Raw genomic sequence first — 24628 nt, 5'->3', positions numbered from 1 at the left:
GGGGGCTAGTTCATTTCCAGGCCTTGTTGTTTTACTTTTTGCTGAGGGTGAACTCGGGCAGGTATTTGATTTTTCCGCCTTCCATGGCTGACTCATGTGCCAAAATCCCCACACAGGTGATGTTGGCAGACTGCCTGGCATCAGGGTAAGGAGCTCTTTCTTCTACCAATGCATTCAAAAATTCATTGACCAAGTGAGGGTGAGAACCTCCGTGACCTGAACCTTGGATGAAGGACAGGTGCTGGTTTTCGTCGGAGTCATACACGCCTTGGGTGGTAAATTTTTGGATACCTTCCGGCAGCAGGTGGGCATAGTCAGGGATTTTTACCCGCTCAGGCACTTCACCCGTATGAATCACGGAGTCTTCGTGCTCGATGAGCGTCCATTCGAAGGACTTTTTAGAACCGTATACGTCGAAACTCTCCCGGTACTGTCTGGCAGTATTGAAAAGCGAGCGGGTCACTTCTGCTGCCAAATCAGAATCTTTCAGTTTGATGTGGCAAGTCTCGATGGCAAAGGGAGAACCGTACTTTGGAATCAAATTCTCATCGATTCTGCCTGAACCCAAGCAAGACACATATTCGGCCTGTCCCTTGGGCAAAGCCAAGACTGGTCCTACGCAGTGGGTGGCATAATGCATAGGAGGGAGGCCTTCCCAATAGCCCGGCCATCCGGCCATCTCCTGCTGATGGGAAGCTCGGAGAAACTGAATTTTGCCCAATTCCCCTTTTTCATACATCTCCTTCACAAAGAGGAATTCACGGCTGTAGATCACCGTTTCCATCATCATGTAGGTCAAGCCTGTCTGCTCGCAAAGCTCGACGATCTGACGGCATTCTTCCACTGTGGTGGCCATCGGAACGGTACAGGCCACGTGTTTTCCTGCTTTGAGGGCTTTGATGGACTGCTCAGCATGGTTTTGAATCGGCGTGTTGATGTGTACTGCGTCGATATTGGGATCTTTCAGCAGTTCATCATAGTCGGTATAGACCTTTTCGATGCCGAACGCTTTGCCGATTTCCTCGGCCTTTTCTTTATTGCGCTGGCAAACCGCATACATGTTGGCCAGCGGGTGTTTTTGATAAATCGGAATAAATTCGGCACCAAAGCCCAAACCGATGATGGCGATGTTGATTGGTTTTTTGCTCATGTGTGAGTTATGTTTTGGGTTGAAAAAAGAAGTTTTATTGTAAGGAGGTTAGGAGGTATGGGAGTTGGGATGTCTTGGTGACTGATGTTGGATGACCGATGTCTGGCTGAGTACTGGAGTATCGAAAGCCTCGAATGTCGAGGCCTCCTATTCAGTTGCCCACTTTTTCAGAAACTCCAATCCTTCTTTGGCAAATCCGTCCTGACTGGGCACCAATGGTTTCCAGATGCAGACCGCACCCGCCAATTCCTTGATGTTTGGCGTAAAGCTTTCGATAGAAATGGCACCTTGGTAATTGATTGCTTCCAAGCCTCGTTTCCAGGCGGCCCAGTTAGTTTGACCTGTTCCGGGTGTACCACGGTAGTTTTCGGAAACTTGCACATGGATCAGTTTGTCACCCACGGTTCGGATCGCTGCCTCGATGTCTGGCTCTTCGATATTCATGTGAAAACCATCCAGGATTGCTTTCGCTTGGGGCTCGTTGATATCACGGATCAGTTGCATCAGTTCCTCCGCTGTATTGATCAGGTCTGTTTCAAAACGGTTGAGCGTTTCGATGGCGATTTCCAGGCCAAATTCTCCGGCTCTTTTACTGACCTTCTGAAGATTGGTAACTGCGCGGTTCCACTCGATTTTTTTCTGCTCAGGAGAAACCAAGCGGGCTTTTCCTACGGCGGAATACATCGGGCCAGCAACAAAACCGGCTCCCAGTTCAGTAGTAATATGGAAACAGGACTCCAAGTAATCAAAGCAGGTCTGATGGAATTTGGGATCTTCATGCGTGAGATCGCGTGTCGGCCCGAAAGCTCCGCAGATAATGGGTTTTAGCCCATTATCTGCCAATGCTTTTTTCACCAATTCTGTATCGATCAGCTCCGGATCTTCTATAGGAATTTCTACTGCATCGTATCCGTAGGATTTGATCTTTGGGAAAAGAGAAATGGTTTCACGATTGAAAGGGGAAGTCCACAGCCAAGTGCTGACCCCAAAGGTTACGTTTAATGCCATTCCTTATTCCACTTTCATGATTCCATTCATAATTCTCCAGTGACCCGGCACGGTGCACACGAAAGGATATTCACCAGGCTCTGTTGGAGCTACGAAAACCAGAGATTCTCTTCCTTCCGGATCTACCAGACGAGTGGCGGCTATGACTTGAGGGATTTTTGGTACGTAGTTCATTTCAGCTCCTTTTGGATCCCTAGCCAATTCGTCTGCGGCTTGGCCAATGATTTCCATGGAGCCCTTTTGACCCACGACCAGGTTATGCTGCATAAAGTCAGGATTTTCGAAGTCAATAGTCACTTGGGAACCTGCTTTTACAGTGAATGTGGCTTTGTCAAACTTCATTTCATGAGGGATCACGCCCAGCTTTACGTAAGAAGTTCCGTTTGCTTTAGCCGCTTCAGCCAAACTGCCTTCATCTGAAAGCGCGGTTCCCGGCTTGTTGAGGGCAAGCGTAGATTTGTTGCTTATTCTACCTGAGAACATCCAGCCACCCACATATTTCCCAACTTGATTTCTTGAATCATTTTGGCCTACTCGAACTCTTCTTGGAGAAAGCTCAACAGCGAACAGGCCTTTTGTTTTAGCTTTTCCGATTTCTTCCCCGTTGATTTTCAAACTCATACTTCCATCTTCCACCAAAGATGCATCAATGGTGAATTGCTCCTCAGGAAGTGGTTTTTTGGTACTGATGAGGGTCAGTTTTTCATCCTGTGCTACTGCAAAGTGAAGGGCATCTTCAAAAATGTACAAGCTGTAGCCATTGATATTGTTGCCTTGCGCTACCAAAATTCCGTCCATCGGATTATTGCCTTTGGAAACAATCATTCTAATGGAAATTTCCTTTCCAGCGACATCAGGTGGGAAGAGAATAGAATTTCTAGAATCCAATGGATATTGCTCTGCTACCAAGCTTCGGCTAATACGGTCAGCCAAGGAAAGCTCTGTGTCACCACTTGCCTGAAGCGCTTTCGTATTGTCCCGCTTGGAGAATTCTGTAGGATGAGAAAGTACCGCCGCAAATACTGCCTGAGGCAAATAGGCATCCTTGCCATTTTCCTCATTTTGAGCAGCAGTCAAAAGGACTTTGGCAGCCTCCTCGGAGAATGGCATATCGGAGATGGCCAAGAAGGCGTATTTACGGGTATGCAAATCTGGATCATTGATAATATTGGAAGCCAAAATGGCTTTCAGAGATGCTTCTGATTTTGGAAGTACACGAAGTGCGTTCTTTCTGACAGCAGCGGACGGATGGGAGAGTGCTTTCTCAACCACTGAAAGTGCCTCGGCATTTTCTCCATTTAGTTCACCCAATCCATGAAGTGTCCAAAGTGCATTGATAGCGGGACCATTCAAGCCAATTTTGTCCACTTTTTGATCGTTGATCAGGCTAAAAAGATCCTTCACTACTGATTTATCCTTCTTTTCGACGATCAAACGCTGTGCGGTAAGTCGCCAAAACATGTTGTCGCTCTGCAAAGCCTCTAGCAGCTCATCACTATCGGCATCTTTCAAATCAAACGTCTCTGCATCATCCGCTCCTTTGTATTTGATTCGATAGATTCGTCCATGCTTGCTGTCACGAAGAGGGTTGATGTAGGCGTTACCTGCACCGTTTTCAAATCCTCTAGGAGTAGGGTTATGCTGGATGATGAAGTTGTACCAATCTGCCACCCAAAGCGCTCCGTCTGGACCTACTTCGGCATGAACAGGAGAGAACCATTCATCCGAACTAGCCAGAATATTGAAGCCATTCTTTTCTCTATATCCGGATCCATCCGGATTGATGATGGCATTGTGCAATACACGTCCGGTAGGTTCGGCTACAAAAGCGATACGGTTCCAATACTTTTCAGGGAAACTTCTTGCGGTGTAGAAATTATGACCTGCCGCAGCGGTATAGCTTCCATGCCAGTCCACCTGACGTAGGAAAGGAGTGAGGTGAGGCATGTCATAGTGGCTGTCGATGCCATGCACGGTGTTGGCCGAACCTTGGAAAATGGGTCTTCTCAGGTAATTGTTGGCCATGGAGAAGTACACACTGTGCTGTCCGTTGGCGGTAGAGATGAAGGTTTCAAAATCTTCCGTGAAGCCCAAGCCCCAGGTATTGTTGGAAGTATTGCCCAGGTACTGAAGATTCTCGCCGCTTGGATCAAATCGGTACACACCCTGTCCGAAGGAGTGCTGACGACCACTGACTTCTCCACGGAAGCCGGAATAACCCAACACACCCCAAATTTTGTTATCAAAACCATATTTGAGGTTGGATGGGCCTGCGTGGGTATCGCTTTTACCCCAACCTGTCATGATTACTTCTCGGACATCCGCCACGTCGTCACCATCGGTATCTTTCAAAAAGACAAAATCAGGAGCCATGGAGATCAAAATACCACCATTGACAGCCATGATGGAAGTCGGAATATTTAGATTATCTGCGAAAACCGTGACTTTGTCCGCTTTCCCATCTCCATCCGTATCTTCCAGGATTTTAATTTTGTCGTTTCCGCCTTCGGTTCTCACTTCATTTGGATAGTCGACAGTTTCAATGACAAATAGTCGACCCCTTTCGTCCCAAGCCATGGCCATGGGATTGATGATCATCGGCTCACTGGCAAAGAGCTCCATTTCAAATTCAATCGGAAGCTGAACTAGCTTCATGCTTTCCTCAGGAGAAAGTGGTAGCTGATATCTTGGAGCCGGCTCTCTTTTTTCATAGTTAGGAATATCAGCGTCCTGAAACTGAGGAGTAGGAATATTATAAGCAGTAAGGAGTTCATTCACCTTATCACCCACTGCCCAAAGGATCCCATTGGCGATTAATTCCTGGAATTCGGGCTGTTTCCAGGTTTCTTCATTATGGCCGAAGGCAGTATAGAACACTCTTCCATCTCCTTCTTCCAAGGTCCAGGTGTAAGGCTCATCATCACGTTGCATCAATACATGCATGGCAGGATTGAGCTGAGAGTGAACGTAGGTTTCATCCCATGTCTCAAACTCCTGGATTCCTTGCATGATCGGATGGGCTGCATCCACAATTTTTGCAGTGAATTTACCGTCACCATGAGATTTGAACTGTCCGCCAACCGTTTTCACATACCAATCCGAATTGCGGAAGCACCAAGAAGCACTATGAACAGGGATCAAAGCTTTGCCACTTTGCACATATTTCTTGAGTGCCGCCTCTTGACTTGAAGTGATCGAGTCATGATTGGCGTAAATCATCAGACCATCGTAGTTGTACAACACGTCCTCATTCAGGTCATTAGGGTCTGTAGTGTAGGTCAGGTTGATGCCTTTTTGGAACAAGGGCGTTCCAAGATGAAGCATCAGTTTTTCAGAGTTGTGATGCTCACTTTCATGACCTAGGACCAGAATTTCCACCCTTCGGGGTTCGGTCATCGAGAGGTATTGATTCTTTCTTCCACAGGAGGAAAAGAGAATAATTCCAGTCAGAATCAAGAGACTTATCTGCCTCAAATGCTTGTTTGGGTTCATGCTTTGGGTTTACAATTTTTCGAGTCTAAACTTCATCATTTAAGTGAAAAAAAACCTACTGTTTTACCTTGATTTATGACTGTATTTTATCAAAATTGGAGATAATTTATCTAAAAAATAGAAAGAATACAGTGAAGAACCCTGTTCAAAAGTCACGAATACCGGATGGTAAAGCCTTTGTAATCAAGGAGTTGGTTGCTCCTTTTTTTGATGTCAACTGGCATTTTCATTCTGAATATCAGTTGTTTGTAGTGCTTAAAGGAAGAGGAACCCGTTTTATAGGAGATCATACCGGAGCCTTTAGAGAAGGGGATATGGTCCTGACCGGCCCCAACTTGCCACATCTATGGAAAAATGACAAAGCTTATCATGACCCTACTCATGGGCTGGAAACCCATGGGATTGTGATCTATTTTCCGGATAATTTTTTGAATGAATCAGTTTTCCAACTGGAGGAATTTGAAGGTATCGCCCGAATGCTTAAGCTATCTGAAAGAGGGATAGAAGTGACCGGAAACACAAATATCCAAATCAAAAAAATGATGATTGAAATGCTTCAGCTCAAGGGAACCGAAAGCATTATCCAACTTTTGAAAATCCTCGATTTGATGGTGGATTCCAAAGATTGCAAGCTCATTGCGGATGCAGGGTACATCAATACCAACAAGGAATCGGAAAAGGATAGAATGGGTCAGGTGTATGAATATGTGATGCAGAATTTTCAGGGAAAAGTCTCACTGGAGGAAGCCGCGCAAATCTCTAACCTATCTGTCTCTGCTTTCAGTCGTTATTTTAAATCACGGGTCAACAAGTCTTTTTCTGATTTTTTGACTGAGGTTCGAATCGCTCACGCCTGTAAGCTGCTGCATGAAAGTGACCTGAATATCAGCGAAATATCTTTTGAAAGCGGTTTTTTCACTCTTTCCAATTTCAATAAACTATTTAAAGATCGAATGAAGAAAACCCCGTTGGAATACCGAAAGGAATATAAATTGGCCTTCTACCTCAGAAGTTAAGCCTGTAGATAATCCCTCACCTGATCGGAATAGGAACTGCTGATCGGGACTTGAAATCCCTTAAGCCAAAGCTGATGCCGCTCTACTCTGGAGATGTGATTTCGGTTGGCCAAAAAGGAGCGATGAGTCCTGATGAAATAGGAGGGAAGCTGTTTTTCGGTTTCAGCGAGCGTCATCCTGCTAATGATTTTTTCCTTTTCCAATTGGAATGTCACATAGTTGCCCTGAGCTTCGCAGTACAATAAATCAGAAAAATCTACCCGGATTTGGCCTTCGCTTGTTTTAACAAAGAGGAATAAAGGTTCGTTTTTTGGTCGGAGATCAATCCATTCCTGAGCTTTTTGGCAGGCCTTGAGAAATCGGCTGAGATTAAACGGCTTGAGCAAATAATCCAGGGCATCCAGCTCAAATCCCTTGACTGCATAGTCCGAATATGCAGTTGATTTGATCACCTCCAGAGCAAAAGATTCGTCATCGATTGCAATAGCCCTGATCATCAAGAGTGGATTTGAACAGAAAGATGGACAAAGTAATCAGAATCATTGGCAATAATACTCAACTGATGTCTTTCGGGATAAAGTAAAGCAAGACGTTTTTTGACATTTTCCAACCCGATTCCGGATTCTTCCCTTGATTTTTCACCCGCTGGTTTGTCGGGATGCACACTGTTGACCAAGTCGAGGTGAACCGAACCGGATATGCAGCGCAAGTTGAGACGGATCCAGGATTTTTCTTTGGCGGAAATGCCGTGTTTGAAGGCATTTTCCACAAATGGGATGATTAGCATCGGAGCGATTTCACCGTGGCACTGAGCATCATTGATTTGGATATCCAAGTCCAGATTTTCTTGTGACCCAAAGCGAAGGAGCTGCAAGTCAAGGTAATTTCTCAAATAGTCGATTTCTCTGGAAAGAGGAATGGATGGAAGCTGATTTTCATGCAGCATAAAGCGCATCATGTCGCCTAGCTTCTGAATCCCGTCTGAGGTCTTTTCTGCATTTTCCATCAAAGCGCTTGCGTAAAGTGTGTTTAATGCATTGAAAAGAAAATGAGGATTGATTTGAGATCTAAGAAAATCAAAACTTGCATTTCCCTGATCTACCTGAGTGGAAAGTGTGTGAATTTGTCCTATAAAAGAATCGTACTTTCTAAATAGAAGAGAGGTCAATGGGAAAAAGATCAGTTGGATAAAAGCCACCGTTCCCAAGCCACCGATGAAGAAGATTTCCTCCTGATTTTCTTCTGCAGAAATAATCAGAAAAATGATCAGGATAAGGGCAACCAACCCCCAATTGTACCATCTGGATTGCTTGATTTTGCCTTGTTTCTTTTTCCCATAGACCAAGAAGTAATTATAGAAACTGGCGATCAGAATGACCGGAATAAAAATCCCGAATATAATGGCCGGGCCATCGCCGCTTATCGAACTGACTTGGATCAAAAAAAAGAAGGTAAACAGGTAACTGAAAATCAGTCGAGTAATATTATAGGCTTGAAAATCACGAAGCTTTGGAGGCGTGAGCGCTTCACTGAGAAGATTGGAGGCTATTAAGTAGCAGGCATAGAGTACAATAATCCCGAGAAAAAAGGTGGGAAATGGGGCAGAAGTCAACTGGGCCTGATACCCAAACAAGGCAGAAACTGCAAAAACCACCAATCCCGAGAGGACGATCCCAGCCATTGGTTTCCATTTTTTGGATTCGGTTTGATATCTGGGAATCAATACCATGTGGACCAAATGGAAAGCGGAATAAAGAACAGCCAAAATCAGCAATCGGCTGGCAAACTTGAAAATTTCAAATCCGGAGTCATCGTGAAAACGGGGACTGTGGCCAAACAGAATAAACAAAAAAGCAATCAGGGTAGCACTGGTGACGATCCACCATTCGATTTGTCGGAAATCAAGGCTTTTGGATTTCATAGGGGAAAGATAGAGAGGAATTTTTTGGAAAGTTTTTTTGAGTTGGATAGTCATCCTACAAGGGCACAGAAAAGGTTGTAAACCAAGCCGGCAAGGATAAGCAGGTAAAATACTTTTCGTTGTTTGGAATCTCTGGAATCTGGAAAATTCATCGTTTTCATTCAGCTTTTTGAATCAATTGCATCAAGGCTTTCATGAATAATCCTTCTGCACCATTCTCACGATTGGAGAAGGTATAGATGTAAGTGTCGGTTTGGGGTAGATAGCGGAAGGCGGCCTGAAATCCACGGACACCTCCATTGTGCCCTATGAAGTGAAGGTCTTGGGGCTTTTCGACCATCCATCCAAAAGCATAATGGACAAATGGTGGCTCATGGGAAGGCTGTACTTGAGGCTTCCACATCAACTCCCTGGTTTCTTGATCCAAGTATCCATCATGAACCAAAAAAGAAATCAATCGGTGCAATTCCTGAATGCTCAGGAAAATTCCCCCTGCAGAAGACCATGAAGCCGGATCATTCCCTTCACCTAGGACCCAATTTTCATTTTCCAGCTTCCATCCGGACGCATAATTGAACGGATTTGAATAATTGATATTCAATACATTAAGTAATTCATCCTGAACTATGGATTGATAGGATTTTCCGTGAAGGTGTTCCAATATGCGTCCTAAAACAATGAAACCCGAGTTGGAATAATCCAATCCCATGCCTGGTCTTTCTTTGATCAGCGCCATTTTTTGAACCAAGGGAAAAAGACTTTCTACATCATACCTTTGGCTCTCTACATAATCCGGACTGTCAAAGAAATCTCCCAATCCAGAAGTATTGGTGAGCAAATGGCGAACTGTGATCAGACTGTCATTGGGTACTCGTTCGTCTTCCGGCAAATACTGATCAATGGTTTGGTCCAAATCAATATTCCCGGTTTCCACCTGACGGAAAATAAGAATGGAAGTGAGCGATTTTCCGATGGAGCCGATATTAAATCGGACATTAAGGTCGTTTTCCAACCCTGTTTCCGGATTTGCTTCACCACCGGAAAAATGGAAAACCAATTGATCCCCTTGGAAAATCGCCATAGAACCCGAGAATTCCAGTTCTTTGGCAGTTTGCTCCAAGATTTTAAAATCCCTTTCGTCAAATATCTTTTCCGATGTTAATGGCATGATTCCCAGACTCATGGCCGAGGAAATCATAAGGGTTGAAAAGGTGTGCATAAAGTAGAAGTTGGTTTAGTTTTCGTCTTTTTACTAACTAAGACCAAGATTAAAGCACACCTTCAAGTCAATCAAAAAAATGGGACGAAACAGGCAGTTTTTGGGATAGAAATGATTTAGGATGGCAAAAATGGCATCTGAGTTCGATAGTCATCATCCGCGTTAGACCTCCAAAATTGATTATCAAATTGCACGCAAAGGGTGATGAACGTCCAATGTCCTGAATGAACCGTCGAATATGAAATGAACATGAAATATCGATGAGTGACTATCAAACACCGAATTAAGAAGCTCGGAGTAGTCTAAGATTCAACTCCGGTCCGAACTCAAAATGGATAAGCTTCCAATTCAATCCCCCAAAGCCATGGCAACACAAAATAAACCATCAGAGTAATGATCAGAATGGAAAGAATATTCAGCCAAAGTCCGGCTTTTACCATGTCTTTCATCTGTAAATAACCCGAACCAAAAACCACCGCATTGGGCGGAGTGGCCACCGGAAGCATAAAGGCACAGCTAGCTGCCAAAGTTGCTCCGACCATTAGGCCAAATGGATGAAGATCTAACTTGATAGCCACCGAAGCCAAAATTGGCAAAAGCATGGATGCAGTCGCCACATTGGAAGTGACTTCAGTGAGAAAATTAACTGAAGCAATGATAATCAGTAATAAGACAAAGAAACCAACCCCTTCGATCAAGGTGAATTTTTGACCTATCCATTCGGCAAGACCGGTTTCTTTGAAACCTTCTGCCAATGCTAAACCACCTCCGAAAAGAATCAACACGCCCCAAGGGATCTTTTCCGCCGTTTTCCAGTCCAAAATCCGTTCACCTGAACGCGAGGAGGGGAGAAGAAGGAGTAATACTACTCCCGTCAAAACAATAATGGTGTCATCAAGCGCAGGAATAAAATTGACTAGAAAGAAACTTCGTGTAATCCAAGAAAAGCAAACCAGAGCAAAAACGATCATAACCGTTTTTTCTTCGAAAGTAATTTTTCCCAATGCCTTAAGCTGTTGTGATACTACAGATTTGCCATCTCCAAGACGAAAGTTCTGAGGAAGAGGATTGCCAAAAGAAACCAGGTAATACCAACAAATTCCCAAAAGAATTAGAGAAAAAGGAAGTCCGAATAACATCCACTGATCAAAGGCAATACTATAATCATACATTTCTTTGACTACAGCAGAAAGAATAGCATTGGTTGGAGTGCCAATTAAGGTAGCCATGCCTCCGATAGAAGAAGCATAAGCAATCCCAAGCATGATATTTTTACCTAAATTACTGGAAAGCAAATAGTTCGAATCACCAAGTTGTTCTTTGAACTGTCCGACTACTGCCAAACCGATCGGTAACATCATCAATGCGGTGGCCGAATTGGAGATCCACATAGATAAAAATCCTGTCGCTAGAATAAATCCCAATACGATTCTACGAAGGTCAGTGCCTAATAAATTTATTATGTTAAGTGCAATCCTTCGGTGCAAATTCCACTTTTCAATTCCTGTCGCCAATAAAAAACCCCCCATATAAAGGAGCACAGTGGGATGCATGTAATTAGCGGATACAAGATCAATTTTTAGAATCCCAAGTAATGGCATAAGAATCAAAGGCAACAATGCTGTGCCGGCGATAGGCATAGCCTCAGTGATCCACCAAACTGCCATCCAAACAGTCATGGCCAACATGGCTTTAGCTTGGGGATTTAAATCAGGTGAGGAAAACAGGAAATAGATTAGAAGAAAAGAAACAGGTCCCAAGTAAAGGCCCAATCGGGGAAGCCAATGATTCATGAGATTGATCAGTGTTGGATGGATTGATGGGAAGTTAGGAAAAGTAGGGAATCGAAAGATTAAAATTTTTATTTAACATAATATAAATTATAAAACAAAAATAGAATAGACTTTACACCATTAAGCCAGAGTATAGTCAAGAACAGGCTTAAATTGGCTATTTGCCCCTTTAAATGAGGTTTTGTAGTAGCAAAGAGAAAGAATTGATGTAGTCATTCAATTTGCTCAAAACTCTTTTATTAGGAAATTCATGAAAAATTGATGCAAAAGTTCATGTTTATTAACCTAACATTCATTTCTAAAATGTGATGAAATATTTCCACTTTTTAGCATTAGGCCTGCTTATTTCAACCATAAATGTAAACGCCCAAAATAATCTCGTAGCTGTTGTCCATGATGAAAATGGAATGAGACTACAGGTCAAGGGTGAAGATTTCATGATAAATGGAATGAATTGGGATTATTTCCCAATTGACACGAATTTCAACTATATTCTTTGGGATCAGCCTGAGGATTATATCGCGGCCGCCTTGGATGCTGAAATGTCCTTATTAAAAAATATAGGCGTCAATTCAGTTAGAATATACACAGGAATTCCCCCGAAATGGATTCAATATATTTTTGAAAATTATGGCATTTATACGATGCTCAACCATTCCTTCGGAAGGTATGGATTGCCTATTGAGGGTGATTGGATGGAAAATACGGATTATGCGGACCCTCGGGTAAAAGAACTACTAGTAAAAGAGGTGACCGATTTGGTCCAAGAATATCGAGGAACTCCCGGTCTCTTACTATACCTTCTTGGCAATGAAAACAACTATGGATTGTTTTGGGCTGGTGCCGAAACAGAAGATATCCCTGTACAAGACGAACAATCCACCCTCAGAGCCACTGCCATGTACAAATTATTCAATGAGGCAACGGTGGCTATGAAAAGTATTGACGCCAGCGTTCCGATAGCAATTTGCAATGGCGACCTGCTCTTTATGGAGATTATCAAAGAGGAATGTAAAGACATCGATATTTTCGGAACGAACATTTACAGGGGAATTTCATTTGGAGACACTTTTGAACGAGTGCGGGATGAATTAAATAAACCCGTTTTATTGACTGAATTTGGCGCAGATGCCTTTCACTCTGTCAAAAAGATGGAGGACCAGGAATCCCAAGCTTATTTTTTGGTTGGCAATTGGAAGGAGGTTTATGAAAACGCCGCAGGATTGGGAAAAGCAGGAAATTCAATTGGAGGATACACGTTCCAGTTCAGTGACGGATGGTGGAAATACGGCCAAACCAAGGATCTTAACATCCATAATACTGAATCTTCTTGGGCCAATGGAGGCTACCTTCATGATTATGTGGAAGGTGAGAATAATATGAACGAGGAGTGGTTTGGGATCTGTGCAAAAGGTCCGACCAATGCAGAGGGTTTTTACAAACTTCATCCTAGAGCGGCATATTATGCGCTTCAGAAAGTTCATGAACTAAACCCCTACTCCGCTGAAATGACCTTAGAAAAAATAGAAAACCATTTTGCTTCCATAGATTTAGCTGATGCAGTATCAAAAGCTGAACAGCATAAGCTGATATCTCCTCAATGATTCCAAAGAAAAACTAAAAAATCTTTAAATTTTAATTTACCAAATCCCTTTGAGGAATTTGGTTTGCTTTAAAAACCCACCAAAAATAGACTCCCATATGAATTACAATTCCACTGAATATAGAGATAGTCAAGAAGTTAAATTACAGACAGTTATAATAGATGGCGAGAAGTATTTGAAAATAACCAATTCGGATCAGATTCAGCCATTTTTCATGAGCATTGTAAGTAATTCCAACCATTGGTTGTTTATCGGTAGCAATGGTGGCTTGAGTGCCGGGAGGAAAGATCCTGAAAACGCCCTCTTCCCCTACTACACCGATGACAAAATCATCGAATCGGCAGAGATTACAGGTTCAAAAACCATCATCAGAGTTCAAAAAGAAGGAAACTTCCACATTTGGGAGCCTTTTTCAATTCATTATTCGAACCTCTACCGACTCCAGAGAAACCTCTACAAGAACATTTATGGCAATAAGATTCTTTTTGAAGAAGAAAACTTGGACTTAAACCTGACTTTTCAATACCAATGGTGTACCAGTGAGTCCTACGGCTTTGTTAAAACCAGCAAACTGATCAACCAAAGCAATTCCACAGTGAACCTTTCCCTGATAGATGGCATCCAAAATATCATGCCATATGGAGTGGGCAGCGCACTGCAGAATAGAAGCAGCAACTTGGTAGATGCTTATAAAAGAAATGAACTCGACCAAGAAAGTGGTATCGGAATTTTTGCCTTGAGCGCAATCATCGTAGATAAACCTGAACCCAGTGAGGCATTGAAAGCCAGCGTTGCTTGGTCTCTAGGAATAGAAAATGCCAAGCGTCTCCTCTCCTCTTCTCAATTGAATGCCTTCAGAAATGGTAAAACCATCACTGAAGAAACAGACATCAAAGCAAAAAAAGGTGCCTACTTCATCAATGCTGACTTGGTTTTTGCAGCAGGTCAAAAGATGGAATGGATGATTTTGGCCGATATCAACCAAAATGTTTCTCAAATTTCCTCTTTGGCAGCATCAATCCAAAACGATAAAAATTTAGCTTCCAAGGTCAAGGAGGACATTGACCTTGGAACACGTGAATTGGTATCACTTAATGCTGCCTCAGATGGACTGCAACTAACCTCAGACCTTCTAAAGGATACACGTCACTTTGCCAATGCCATATTTAACATCATGCGTGGAGGTATTTTTGATCATAATTATCAAATCGAAAAGGGAGACTTGAAGGGTAATTTATTGAATGCCAATCGGGAAGTTTTCGCAAACCATAAAAACATCCTAGAATCCTTGCCGGATCAATTTTCTGTCTCTGTCAATAAAAAACTTGCCAGTCAATCAACAGATCTGAATTTTAAAAGGCTTTGCCTAGAGTACTTGCCATTGAAATTCAGTCGACGTCATGGAGACCCAAGCAGGCCTTGGAATCAATTCTCCATCAATACCAAGAATGAATCTGACGGAGCCAAAGTCTTGTATTATGCAGGTAACTGGAGAGATATTTTCCAGAATTGGGAAGCACTTGCCTTCTCCTACCCCGAATTCATTGATGGCATGATACTCAAGTTCTTAAATGCCTCAACATTTGATGGTTATAATCCTTACCGCATTACTAAAAACGGGATTGATTGGGAAAGAATCGAGGCCGATGACCCTTGGTCTTATATTGGTTATTGGGGAGATCATCAGATCATCTACCTGCTTAAGTTTTTGGAATTTTCAGAAAACTATTCTCCCGGAAGTCTAGCCAACTTTTTCAATGAGGATATTTTTGTCTACGCCAACGTGCCTTACAAAATCAAGTCTTACGAGGAAATCCTCCAGAACCCTAAAGACACGATTGATTTTGACCATGAACTGGACCATGCCATCCAAAAAAGATGGAATAAACTGGGTTCTGATGCTGCCCTACTCCAAAATCAAAGTGGCACCATCCATCGCGTAAACTTTATTGAAAAGATACTGGCAACTGTTTTGGCCAAGATTTCCAATTTCATTCCTGAAGGTGGCATTTGGATGAACACTCAAAGGCCTGAATGGAATGATGCCAATAACGCACTGGTAGGAAACGGGGTATCAATGGTGACTCTGTACTACCTTAGAAGGTTTTTGAACTACCTTATCCATTCTCTTGAAAAAAGTCCAGTCGCAGAGGTTAAGATTTCAGAGGAATTGTTGGAGTTCTTTGAGGAGACTTTTGCTGCATTACTTTCCAATCATCACTTGCTATCAGGCCCCATCAGCAATAAAAACAGGAAAACAGTGCTTGATGCTTTAGGTGTTGCTGCCAGCAAATACAGGCTGAAAATTTACAAGGAGTCATTTAGCAATCAACGAAAAACACTATCAATTCAAGAATTGATGGACTTCGTTGCCATTTGTCAAAGCTACCTTGAGCACACCATACGCGCGAATAAACGAGAGGACCATCTTTATCATGCCTACAATTTGATGTCTTTGGATAACGAGGAGGAAGTCTCTATTTCTTACCTCAGCGAAATGCTCGAAGGTCAGGTAGCAGCTTTGAGCTCAGGCTATTTAACCTCAGCAGAAGCGCTTCAAACGCTCGATGCCTTAAAAGCAAGTGCACTTTTCAGAAAAGACCAATACAGTTACCTGCTTTATCCTGATAAAGAACTTCCGGGTTTTTTGGAGAAAAACAACATTCCTAAATCAGAAGTATCAAAATCTACCTTATTGACGCATCTGCTAAAAGATGGTAACAAGAGCATCATAGAAAAAGACATCAATGGTAACTATCACTTCAATGGTAATTTTAAAAATGCCTCAGATCTTCTTGTTGCTTTTGAAGCCCTAGATGAGGATGCTTACCCATTGACTGAGTCCAGTAAAAATGAAGTGCTTCAGGTTTTCGAAAAGGTGTTTAACCATAAAGCCTTTACAGGCAGGTCAGGTACTTTCTTTGGCTATGAAGGATTGGGATCAATTTATTGGCACATGGTATCCAAACTTCAACTTGCCGTGCTTGAGTGCTGCGTAAAAGCCTATAAAGAAAAAGCCTCAGATGAGATTCTGGGAAAATTGATCGCCCACTACTATGAGATTAACGAGGGGATTGGGGTACACAAATCCCCTGCCCTGTACGGTGCCTTCCCAACCGACCCTTACTCTCACACTCCAGCCCACAAAGGAGCACAGCAGCCCGGGATGACAGGACAAGTGAAAGAAGATATCATTTGTCGTTTTGGGGAGCTTGGTGTAGCAATTGAAAACGGTCAACTATCCTTTAACCCGTTTATGTTGAAGGAATCGGAGTTTTTGAATGAGGGTCAGGTTTTTGAGTGGATAGATATCACGGGAACTTCTATCAAAACTCCAGTTGGTGAAAATTCACTTTGCTTTACCTTTTGTCAAGTGCCGGTTGTTTATGAATTAGGATCTAAAAAAAGGCTGGAAGCCATTCTTGAAGGAGGAATAAAGGCAGTTCAAGAAGGTACCTTAACCCTTGATCAAGATCTAAGCAGAAAAATTTTCAATCGAACGGGAGAAGTCAAAAAATTGGTCGTGTACCTAACCAAGGATTTGTTGAGGTAAAGAGTTACTCTTTTAAAGTTCTATGGCAAAGAATATCACTACCGATCCGGATTTGGAGCAAAAAATAGAAAATTTGATAGCTCAGATGACCCTTGAGGAAAAAATCGGTCAAATGAGTCAGGTCCGCCATTTTGATGACATCAGCCCTGAGGAAATCAAAACCAAGTTTATTGGCTCCGTTATCCATACCCAAGGTCCTCTTCCGGGCAATAATGCCGCTGAATGGCAGTCAAAATTTTCCGAATTACAAAAACAGGCATTGTCCACCAGATTGGGAATCCCTTTGATATTTGGAGTCGATGCTGTGCATGGTCAGAACACCTACGAAGGCGCCACTATTTTTCCTCATAATATCGGATTGGGTGCGGCGGCAAACCCTGAACTGGTAGAAAAAGCCGCTGCCATCACAGCGATTGAATCCAAAGCAACCGGATTTAATTGGGTATTCTCACCCTGTGTGGCCATTCCTATGAATGAGAAATGGGGACGTGTCTATGAGGCCTTCTCAGAAAACACTGAGTTAACTGCTGAATTGACCAAGGCTTCGGTGATTGGGCATCAAGGAAAATTCGGAAATTCTGGGGTATTGGCCACAGCCAAGCATTTTATTGGAGACGGGGCAACAGATTTTGGAGTGGAAGGCGGTAGTACCACGCTGAGTCGGGAGGAAGTGCTCGAGCGACTACTTCCCCCCTATCAAGCTGCCATCGAATCGGGAATTGCTTCGATCATGGCGTCCTTCAATACTTTGGATGGAATCCCGATGCATGCCCACAAGGCTTTGATTAGTGATCTTTTGAAGGGGGAATTGAAATTTGATGGGATTGTGGTGTCGGATTGGAAGGCGTACTCTCGATTTGGGCAAAATGATATCATCAATGCGGGGATTGACATGGTGATGGCAGTAGATGGGGATCTGGATTTGTTTCAAGAAGGAGTTCGCAATGGCGTTTTGGATGGAAGTATCCCAGAAAATCGAATCAATGATGCTGTACGAAGGATTCTGAGGCAAAAATTCCGTTTCGGCCTCTTTGATCATCCCTTTCCAGACAAAACCCTCATTGGAAAAATTGGGATCCCCGAACACAGAGCAGTTGCCAGACAGGCCGTAAGAGAATCCTTGGTTCTTTTGAAAAATGAAAACCACATTTTGCCTCTTAAAAGAACCTCAAGAATCGTGGTAGTAGGGCCTATGGCTGATAATTCCGGCTTGCAATCTGGAGGTTGGACAGTCAACTGGCAGGGCACTACAGAAAACTATAAAGACGCAACCACTATCCTTGAGGGAATCAAGAAGTTTACCCTTCACGAAGTAAGATACGACCGAGAGGGTACAGCCGAAGTGGAAAATGTGGATGTTGCCGTGATTGTGGTGGGAGAAAATCCCTATGCGGAGTTTTTTGGAGATATCGGAGGGGAAATGAATCTTTTCCAACTCACTCTTCCCGAGGAACAGCAGAAATTCATTACTGCTTACGCAAAAAGAGGTATTAAAACCGTGGTCATCCTGATTTCAGGAAGACCCTTGGTGATGACTCAACAAATCGAGCAAAGTGATGCCTTTGTAGCCGCTTGGTTGCCGGGTTCGGAGGGAGATGGAATTGCTGAAGTACTCTTTGGACAATTTGATTTTAAAGGAAAATTACCTCATTCCTGGCCAAAGTCTGTGGAAGATTACAAAGGAAAATATGGACCCAACTTTTGGGACAATTCCATAGAGCCGCTTTATCCTTTTGGATTCGGATTAAATTACCATAACAAACTGTAAACAAATGATTTATTTAATCATGCTTAAAAAGGCACTTTAGTATGAATTCAGCACTCGTTAGATCATTTTGCATGGGATTAGCTTTTTCACTAAGCTTTTCTTGCACCAATAAATCAGAAATACAATCAGAAAAAAACATAGAAGTGACAGCAAAAGATATTTTAGGCAACCCGGCCTATCAGGCCATTTCTTACGAAGGATACAGAGCAAAATCACGGGAAATTCAACCCAGTGTGGAGCAATTGAAAGAGGATATGAAAATCCTTTCTGCCATGGGCATAAGAGTTCTGCGCACCTACAACGTGCAATTTGCCCATGCTTCCAATCTGCTCAAAGCCATTTCCGAACTAAAGAAGGAGAATTCTGACTTTGAAATGTATTTGATGTTAGGCGCCTGGATTGACTGTAAAAATGCTTGGACAGGCCAAGAGCCTGATCATGAGGTGGAAAGCGAACAAAACGCAGAGGAAATAGACCGAGCTGTAGCGCTGGCGAACCAATACCCTGACATAGTGAAAGTTTTGGCTGTGGGAAATGAAGCCATGGTCAAGTGGGCTACCAGCTATTATGTTCAGCCATCTGTGATCTTAAAATGGGTCAATTACCTTCAAGGACTTAAGGCCGAAGGAAAACTACCTAAAGACCTTTGGATTACGAGTTCGGATGATTTTGCTTCTTGGGGAGGAGGAGATCCTCTGTACCACACAGAGGACCTTAATAAACTGATTAAAGCAGTGGATTACATCTCCATGCATACCTATCCTTATCACAACACCCATTACAATCCGGATTTTTGGAGAGTGCCCATAGAAGAATCCAAGTGGTCTGAAATCGAAAAAGTCGATGCTGCCATGATCCGGGCTGTGGATTTTGCCAAATCTCAATATGATTCAGTAACCAATTACATGAAAAGTCTTGGAGTAAATAAGCCAGTTCACATCGGGGAAACAGGCTGGGCAACTATTTCAGACGGTCTATATGGGCCAGATGGATCTCATGCTACGGATGAATACAAGCAAGCCCGCTATTACCAGCTTATGCGCGAATGGACCAATAAGGCAGGTATTTCCTGTTTCTTTTTTGAAGGTTTTAATGAACCCTGGAAGGATGCCAACAACCCCATTGGCTCGGAAAATCATTTTGGACTATTCACTGAGACAGGAGAAGCGAAATATGCGCTTTGGGATCTTGTAGAACAGGGCATTTTTGAAAACCTCACCCGAGATGGAAATAAAATAAGGAAATCTTTCGAAGGAAATCAGGAAAATCTTTTGAGGACAGTAATGGCTCCACCTTCCAAATAAACCAGTTTTGAAAAACCTTTATCTAAAAAATTAAAACCCTAATAACCATGTCCATAACCACTGCTAGAAAAGTCCCGATGGGTCAGAAGATTGCCTTCGGGGTAGGTATGCTTGCCAATCAAATGTTTCCCGCATCACTAGGAATATTCATGGTGGTACTGGTACAGAATCTCGGGTTCCCTGGCTGGATGTGGGGCATGGTTTATTTCCTTCCCCGTGTGCTCGATGCAGTGACAGACCCCATCATGGGTTTTATCTCTGACAACACCAAATCTGTATGGGGAAGACGTAGGCAATATGTGTTTATTGGCGCTATTGTCATGGGGATCGCCTTTTCGGTAATGTGGCAGCTGTACGGGGACAATAGTGTGAATTATAATTTCATCTATTTTCTCTTAGGATCATTTGCTTTTTATATCGGACTGACCATTTTCAGTGTGCCCTATGTAGCCATGGGCTATGAAATGAGCGAGGACTTCCATGAGCGTACGCAAATTATGGCTATTGCCCAGTGGATTGGTCAGTGGGCTTGGGTGATTGCTCCTTGGTTTTGGGTGATAATGTACGACCCCAGTTGGTTCCCCAGCCCTGAAGCTGCAACCCGACAGTTGGCAGTTTGGGTTGCTGTGGTTTTTTCCATCTGTGCTATGGTACCTGCCATATTCATTCCCAATAAATCCACCAAAAACGAAAATTTCTCCCCCTTGACATTCAATGCAATTGGGGATAGCCTTTCCCAAATCATCAGAGGATTCAAAGAAGCTTTTTCCTCTACCCCTTTCAGAAAGCTGTGCCTTTCTACATTTTTTATTTTCAATGGTTTTAACACGGTGGCAGGCTTTGTCTTTTTTATCGTGGTTTGGCATTTGTTCAATGGAGATGCCGGAGCAGCTGGTTACTGGACACCTATATTCGGTAGTGTTGGTGCACTGGTCACCACCTTTATTGTCATCCCAATAGTGGCTTGGATGTCCAGAAAGATAGGCAAGAAAAACGCCTTCATGGTATCGCAAAGCATTGCTCTTATAGGCTATGCTTCTTTATGGTTCCTGTTTGTGCCAGGCAAACCTTGGATGTTCATCTTTTCGCTCCCTTTCCACTCTTTTGGAATCGGAAGTCTTTTTGTGTTAATGATGTCCATGACTGCCGATGTTATTGACCTGGATGAATTAAACTATGGCATACGGAGGGAAGGAGTATTTGGCGCCATCTATTGGTACATGGTCAAATTCGGATTTGCCATTGCCGGCGGTTTGAGTGGTTTGATTTTGACGGTGGTAGGTTTTGACGGTAATGCAGCTGTTCAGCCGGAAGGCGCTGTTGATGGTCTTAGGCTGTTCTTTTCAGGGTTGCCCATGCTAGGAACGATAGCGGCCATGTACCTCATGCACGATTACGATGTCGATGAAGCAAGAGCAAATGAAATCCGAGCCGAATTGCAAGCCCGTAAAAAAACTGAACCCATAAAAGTTACCGCTGTTTACCAAACCAGTGAATCCCTAGTCATAGGCGAAAGGGAGACCCTGAAAACGGATTTTGATATCTCCAATACTTCCTTTGCTGAAATGAAAAATGTATTCAGTAACACCTTGAATACAGGGCTTCATGGCATTTGCTTTAGTCCTTATTTGGAAGGACAAAACATCGGGGATCGCTTATCCGAAGAGCAGATTCAGAGAAGGATGGAAATTGTAGCTCCTTACACGAAATGGATTCGGTCCTTCTCCTGTACAGATGGAAATGAGTTTATTCCAAAAGCTGCTCGAGACAAAGGTCTTAAGACTATGGCCGGGGCTTGGATGGATAGCAACAAAGAAACAAATGAAAAAGAAATCGCAGCGCTGATTGACTTGGCTAAGAAAGGTATGGTTGACATAGCTGTGGTCGGAAATGAAGTGTTGCTGAGGGGAGACTTAACAGAGGAAGAATTGATTGCTTACATCAACCGGGTCAAACAGGCAGTCCCGGGAATTCCTGTAGGATATGTGGATGCATATAATGAGTTTATCAAACATCCTGCCCTGGTGGATGCTTGTGATGTGGTGTTGATCAATTGTTATCCTTTCTGGGAAGGCAGCAACATTACTCATGCCACGGCCCATTTGAATCAAATGTACTCCTTGACCAAAAATGCAGTCAATGGTAAAAAAATAATCATTACAGAAACAGGATGGCCAAACGAAGGTACTGCCATCCATGAAGCGCAGCCTTCCCCGGAAAATGCCATGCGCTACTTTATCAATACCCAAGTATGGAGTCAACAGGAAAACGTGGAAATGTTTTACTTCTCCTCTTTTGACGAATCCTGGAAGGTAAGGCACGAAGGGGATGTAGGACAGGCTTGGGGAATTTGGGATAAATATGAAAAACTTAAATACTGATAATTATGTCGTTTAATGCTGACAAAATCTTGGCCCTGGCAGGAAAAAACCTGCAGGGATTATCATCGAAAGAATTGGCTGAATCATTCAATGAACTACTAAAGGAAGGCATGCATGGCCTCTGCTTCAGTCCTTATGTGGAAGGGCAACAGCCAGGAGATCAATTGACTGAAGAACAAGTTCGTAGAAGACTGGAAATTATACGCCCCTATACCAATTGGGTCCGATCCTTTTCCTGTACCGAAGGGAACGAATTGATCCCTATCATTGCCAAAGAGATGGGGATGAAAACTCTGGTAGGTGCTTGGTTGGGTAAAGATGACAAGGTTAATCAAGAGGAGGTGGCCGGTTTGATTAAGTTGGCTAAAGAGGGTTATGTGGATATCGCCGCGGTGGGCAACGAGGTCTTGTACAGAAAAGACCTGACAGAAGATCAATTGCTTGATTTCATTGAAAAAGTGAAAAAAGAGCTTCCTAAAATTCCGATTGGCTACGTAGATGCTTATTATGAGTTTGAACATAAACCAAGAATCACTGAGGCTTGCGATGTAATCTTGGCCAATTGCTATCCATACTGGGAAGGTTGTGCACTGGATTATTCTTTGTTGTACATCAAAGACATGTATAACCGGGCAGTTCGAGCAGGCAAAGGCAAAAAAGTAATCATCACAGAAACAGGCTGGCCAAGTCAAGGGACTCCACTCTATGGAGCTGTTCCCTCTGATGATAATTTCATGAAATACTTCATCAATATCCAAACTTGGTCAAAACTGGATTCTATTGATGTGTTTTATTTCTCTTCTTTCGATGAATCCTGGAAAGTGGGCGCTGAAGGGGATGTGGGTGCCTATTGGGGAATATGGGATAAAGATGAACATTTGAAATATTGAATCAATAGATAATTAAGAAAGGGCCAATCGGCCCTTTTTCCTGACTTCGGCTGTCTCAAGTGCCGATTCGACATATTTCATTGATATTCTTTACGTTATGATTTTCAGTTTTTGACTTTGAGTGTCCCAGTGTCGAAGTCAAAAAAAATAAACCTCGCATTTGGTTATGGCGAGGTTTAACCCATGTTTACTACTGGGGTTGATCCATTACTTAGTTGCCTTTACCTCCTTTTCCGCCTCCCTTATTCCCCAAGATGGTAATGTCAATGTAAGTGAGGTTGTTCTCCACGTCAATCACGGCTGTTGGACCTCCTTCATCCTCTGTAGGAATGACTTCGGCACCTTCCAGAATTGTACTTTCAGTAAAGAAGGTATTTAAAGCAGTACCACCAGGATAGGTTTCATCAAAGCTGAAGGTAATTCGGTACACGCCAACACCATCATTTGCCCTTTTCACATCCCAGTTATAACCGAAAATAATTTTACCTTTAATGTTTACCTCTGCATTAAAGAATGTTGGACCGTCACCTTCTTCCCAAACGGGTTTATTGACCACAGGTGGCAACACATCACCAGTCCACAAGTGAGTTTCAGGATTCCAGGTAAGTTCAGGTGTTTCAGAGGTGATTTTTTGGATAGTTAACCTAGCATGCTCTGTATATACGGTAGCTTGAGTACCGGGACCATATACCACCTCATCTTCCAAAGTGGTTTGTAAACCGTGAAGCTCATCTGTTCCCCAACCGGAGACGTGTCTCATCGCATATTGACGATAAGGTGCCTCAACTGGGGCGTTATCATACAAGCCCATTTCGGTTCTTACTTTGGAGGTAAGGTACCAATCTACAGATTCCAGGTTGTCTCCCCAATCAACCACGTCAACTTCGACTGGTTCTAACGCATTTACATCTGATGCCTGCCAAAAGTTTCTCACATCCTTTTGAACCCAGGCTTTGTAAACGGAATCAATAGGAGGAATAGGAGTGGCAGAAAGATAACAAGGATCTGCACCTACTATCGGCAAACAGCTATAAATTGGGTAAGCGGGATCTATTGGATCTACTCCCCATACATACCACCAAGTACCTCCTGTCACCACATCATCTATGTCGTAACCTACAGGAGGTTCTCTCAAAGTAAGATCTGTACCTTCTGCCCAAATGACAGGGAAAGAAAGATTATTTCCTGCTACAGTTTCTCCTCCTCCGGGTTTGCCTCTACCACCTGGCCCACCGCCTCCGGGGCCATTTCCTGCCAAATTATAATCCATTTCACATGAAGTGAAAACCAACGCGCTGGCCAAGAAAAGACCCAATTTTAGGGATGTTTTTAAGGTTTTCATGACTTTTAGGTTTTTGTTTTAGATATAAGAGTTAGACACATTCTAACCTATTCTAAATTAATAACTTACCCTTTTTTCGGTTGTGATAAACAGTACACACGTTTCTGATTTTGATCAGAGAAATCGGGATCAAAAAACAATTTTATAGTGGTAAAATGAATTTATCTGTTAACAAAATATATTTTGA

Annotated in this window: 15 protein-coding genes; 7 read left to right on the top strand and 8 right to left on the bottom strand. The window is 42.9% G+C overall.

The features are described from left to right. Positions 1-31 precede the first annotated feature (31 nt). From DDT91_RS05300 to DDT91_RS05290, 3 genes are all read right to left on the bottom strand, one after another. Entirely contained in the window at positions 32-1150 is a 1119-nt protein-coding gene (locus DDT91_RS05300; RefSeq protein ID WP_187175092.1) for a Gfo/Idh/MocA family protein, read from the bottom strand. Between the two features lie 147 nt (positions 1151-1297). Beyond that, complete coding sequence (locus DDT91_RS05295; protein WP_187175091.1) at positions 1298-2158, bottom strand: sugar phosphate isomerase/epimerase; 861 nt, start codon at positions 2156-2158, stop codon at positions 1298-1300. A gap of 3 nt (positions 2159-2161) precedes the next feature. Then, complete coding sequence (locus DDT91_RS05290) at positions 2162-5650, bottom strand: PVC-type heme-binding CxxCH protein (RefSeq protein WP_187175090.1); 3489 nt, start codon at positions 5648-5650, stop codon at positions 2162-2164. A gap of 131 nt (positions 5651-5781) precedes the next feature. Between DDT91_RS05290 and DDT91_RS05285 the strand changes: the two genes are divergently transcribed. Then, complete coding sequence (locus DDT91_RS05285; protein WP_187175089.1) at positions 5782-6666, top strand: AraC family transcriptional regulator; 885 nt, start codon at positions 5782-5784, stop codon at positions 6664-6666. On the opposite strand, the gene DDT91_RS05280 is transcribed toward DDT91_RS05285, so the two are convergent. From DDT91_RS05280 to DDT91_RS05265, 4 genes are all read right to left on the bottom strand, one after another. Continuing rightward, on the bottom strand, positions 6663-7163 hold the full coding sequence (locus DDT91_RS05280) for a LytTR family DNA-binding domain-containing protein (protein ID WP_187175088.1): 501 nt from the start codon (positions 7161-7163) through the stop codon (positions 6663-6665). The genes DDT91_RS05285 and DDT91_RS05280 overlap by 4 nt on opposite strands. Next, positions 7163-8587, bottom strand: coding sequence for a sensor histidine kinase (locus DDT91_RS05275; protein ID WP_187175087.1), 1425 nt, complete (start codon positions 8585-8587; stop codon positions 7163-7165). The genes DDT91_RS05280 and DDT91_RS05275 overlap by 1 nt, the downstream gene beginning before the upstream one ends. A gap of 157 nt (positions 8588-8744) precedes the next feature. Then, positions 8745-9806 (bottom strand): serine hydrolase, encoded by a 1062-nt coding sequence (locus DDT91_RS05270; RefSeq protein WP_187175086.1) that lies wholly within the window; start codon positions 9804-9806, stop codon positions 8745-8747. A 326-nt stretch (positions 9807-10132) separates the two neighbouring features. Beyond that, positions 10133-11599 (bottom strand): DASS family sodium-coupled anion symporter, encoded by a 1467-nt coding sequence (locus tag DDT91_RS05265; protein WP_187175085.1) that lies wholly within the window; start codon positions 11597-11599, stop codon positions 10133-10135. A gap of 308 nt (positions 11600-11907) precedes the next feature. On the opposite strand from DDT91_RS05265, the gene DDT91_RS05260 reads away from it, so the two are divergent. The 6 genes from DDT91_RS05260 (at position 11908) to DDT91_RS05235 (ending at position 23099) form a co-directional block, all read left to right on the top strand. Continuing rightward, positions 11908-13203: a glycoside hydrolase family 2 TIM barrel-domain containing protein gene (locus DDT91_RS05260; protein WP_187175084.1), complete on the top strand. Its 1296-nt coding sequence runs from the start codon at positions 11908-11910 to the stop codon at positions 13201-13203. 97 nt (positions 13204-13300) lie between these two features. Continuing rightward, complete coding sequence (locus DDT91_RS05255) at positions 13301-16756, top strand: hypothetical protein (RefSeq protein WP_187175083.1); 3456 nt, start codon at positions 13301-13303, stop codon at positions 16754-16756. A 22-nt stretch (positions 16757-16778) separates the two neighbouring features. Next, complete coding sequence (locus DDT91_RS05250) at positions 16779-18524, top strand: glycoside hydrolase family 3 N-terminal domain-containing protein (RefSeq protein ID WP_187175082.1); 1746 nt, start codon at positions 16779-16781, stop codon at positions 18522-18524. A gap of 143 nt (positions 18525-18667) precedes the next feature. Next, entirely contained in the window at positions 18668-19828 is a 1161-nt protein-coding gene (locus tag DDT91_RS05245) for a glycosyl hydrolase family 17 (protein WP_370539290.1), read from the top strand. 47 nt (positions 19829-19875) lie between these two features. Then, positions 19876-22209, top strand: a complete 2334-nt coding sequence (locus tag DDT91_RS05240) for an MFS transporter (RefSeq protein WP_255502026.1) — start codon at positions 19876-19878, stop codon at positions 22207-22209. A gap of 5 nt (positions 22210-22214) precedes the next feature. After that, a complete protein-coding gene (locus tag DDT91_RS05235; protein ID WP_187175080.1) occupies positions 22215-23099 on the top strand; it encodes a glycosyl hydrolase family 17 protein in 885 nt (294 codons plus the stop codon). Positions 23100-23310: 211 nt separating this feature from the next. Here the strand turns inward: DDT91_RS05235 and DDT91_RS05230 are convergent, their stop codons facing one another. Beyond that, positions 23311-24441 carry a hypothetical protein gene (locus tag DDT91_RS05230; protein WP_187175079.1) on the bottom strand — a complete coding sequence of 377 codons (1131 nt, stop codon included), beginning with the start codon at positions 24439-24441 and terminating at the stop codon, positions 23311-23313. Positions 24442-24628 lie beyond the last annotated feature (187 nt).

This window comes from Algoriphagus sp. AK58 (assembly GCF_014324365.1).
Taxonomy (GTDB): Bacteria; Bacteroidota; Bacteroidia; order Cytophagales; family Cyclobacteriaceae; genus Algoriphagus.
Note: the sequence above shows the minus strand (reverse complement) of the source record. Positions and strands in the feature narration are given on the sequence as shown.

Bases quoted from the DNA above. Each gene is read 5' to 3' on its own strand.
- DDT91_RS05300 (WP_187175092.1), bottom strand. From the start codon at position 1,150: ATGAGCAAAAAACCAATCAACATCGCCATCATCGGTTTGGGCTTTGGT.
- DDT91_RS05295 (WP_187175091.1), bottom strand. From the start codon at position 2,158: ATGGCATTAAACGTAACCTTTGGGGTCAGCACTTGGCTGTGGACTTCC.
- DDT91_RS05290 (WP_187175090.1), bottom strand. From the start codon at position 5,650: ATGAACCCAAACAAGCATTTGAGGCAGATAAGTCTCTTGATTCTGACT.
- DDT91_RS05280 (WP_187175088.1), bottom strand. From the start codon at position 7,163: ATGATCAGGGCTATTGCAATCGATGACGAATCTTTTGCTCTGGAGGTG.
- DDT91_RS05275 (WP_187175087.1), bottom strand. From the start codon at position 8,587: ATGAAATCCAAAAGCCTTGATTTCCGACAAATCGAATGGTGGATCGTC.
- DDT91_RS05270 (WP_187175086.1), bottom strand. From the start codon at position 9,806: ATGCACACCTTTTCAACCCTTATGATTTCCTCGGCCATGAGTCTGGGA.
- DDT91_RS05265 (WP_187175085.1), bottom strand. From the start codon at position 11,599: ATGAATCATTGGCTTCCCCGATTGGGCCTTTACTTGGGACCTGTTTCT.
- DDT91_RS05260 (WP_187175084.1), top strand. From the start codon at position 11,908: ATGAAATATTTCCACTTTTTAGCATTAGGCCTGCTTATTTCAACCATA.
- DDT91_RS05255 (WP_187175083.1), top strand. From the start codon at position 13,301: ATGAATTACAATTCCACTGAATATAGAGATAGTCAAGAAGTTAAATTA.
- DDT91_RS05250 (WP_187175082.1), top strand. From the start codon at position 16,779: ATGGCAAAGAATATCACTACCGATCCGGATTTGGAGCAAAAAATAGAA.
- DDT91_RS05240 (WP_255502026.1), top strand. From the start codon at position 19,876: ATGTCCATAACCACTGCTAGAAAAGTCCCGATGGGTCAGAAGATTGCC.
- DDT91_RS05235 (WP_187175080.1), top strand. From the start codon at position 22,215: ATGTCGTTTAATGCTGACAAAATCTTGGCCCTGGCAGGAAAAAACCTG.
- DDT91_RS05230 (WP_187175079.1), bottom strand. From the start codon at position 24,441: ATGAAAACCTTAAAAACATCCCTAAAATTGGGTCTTTTCTTGGCCAGC.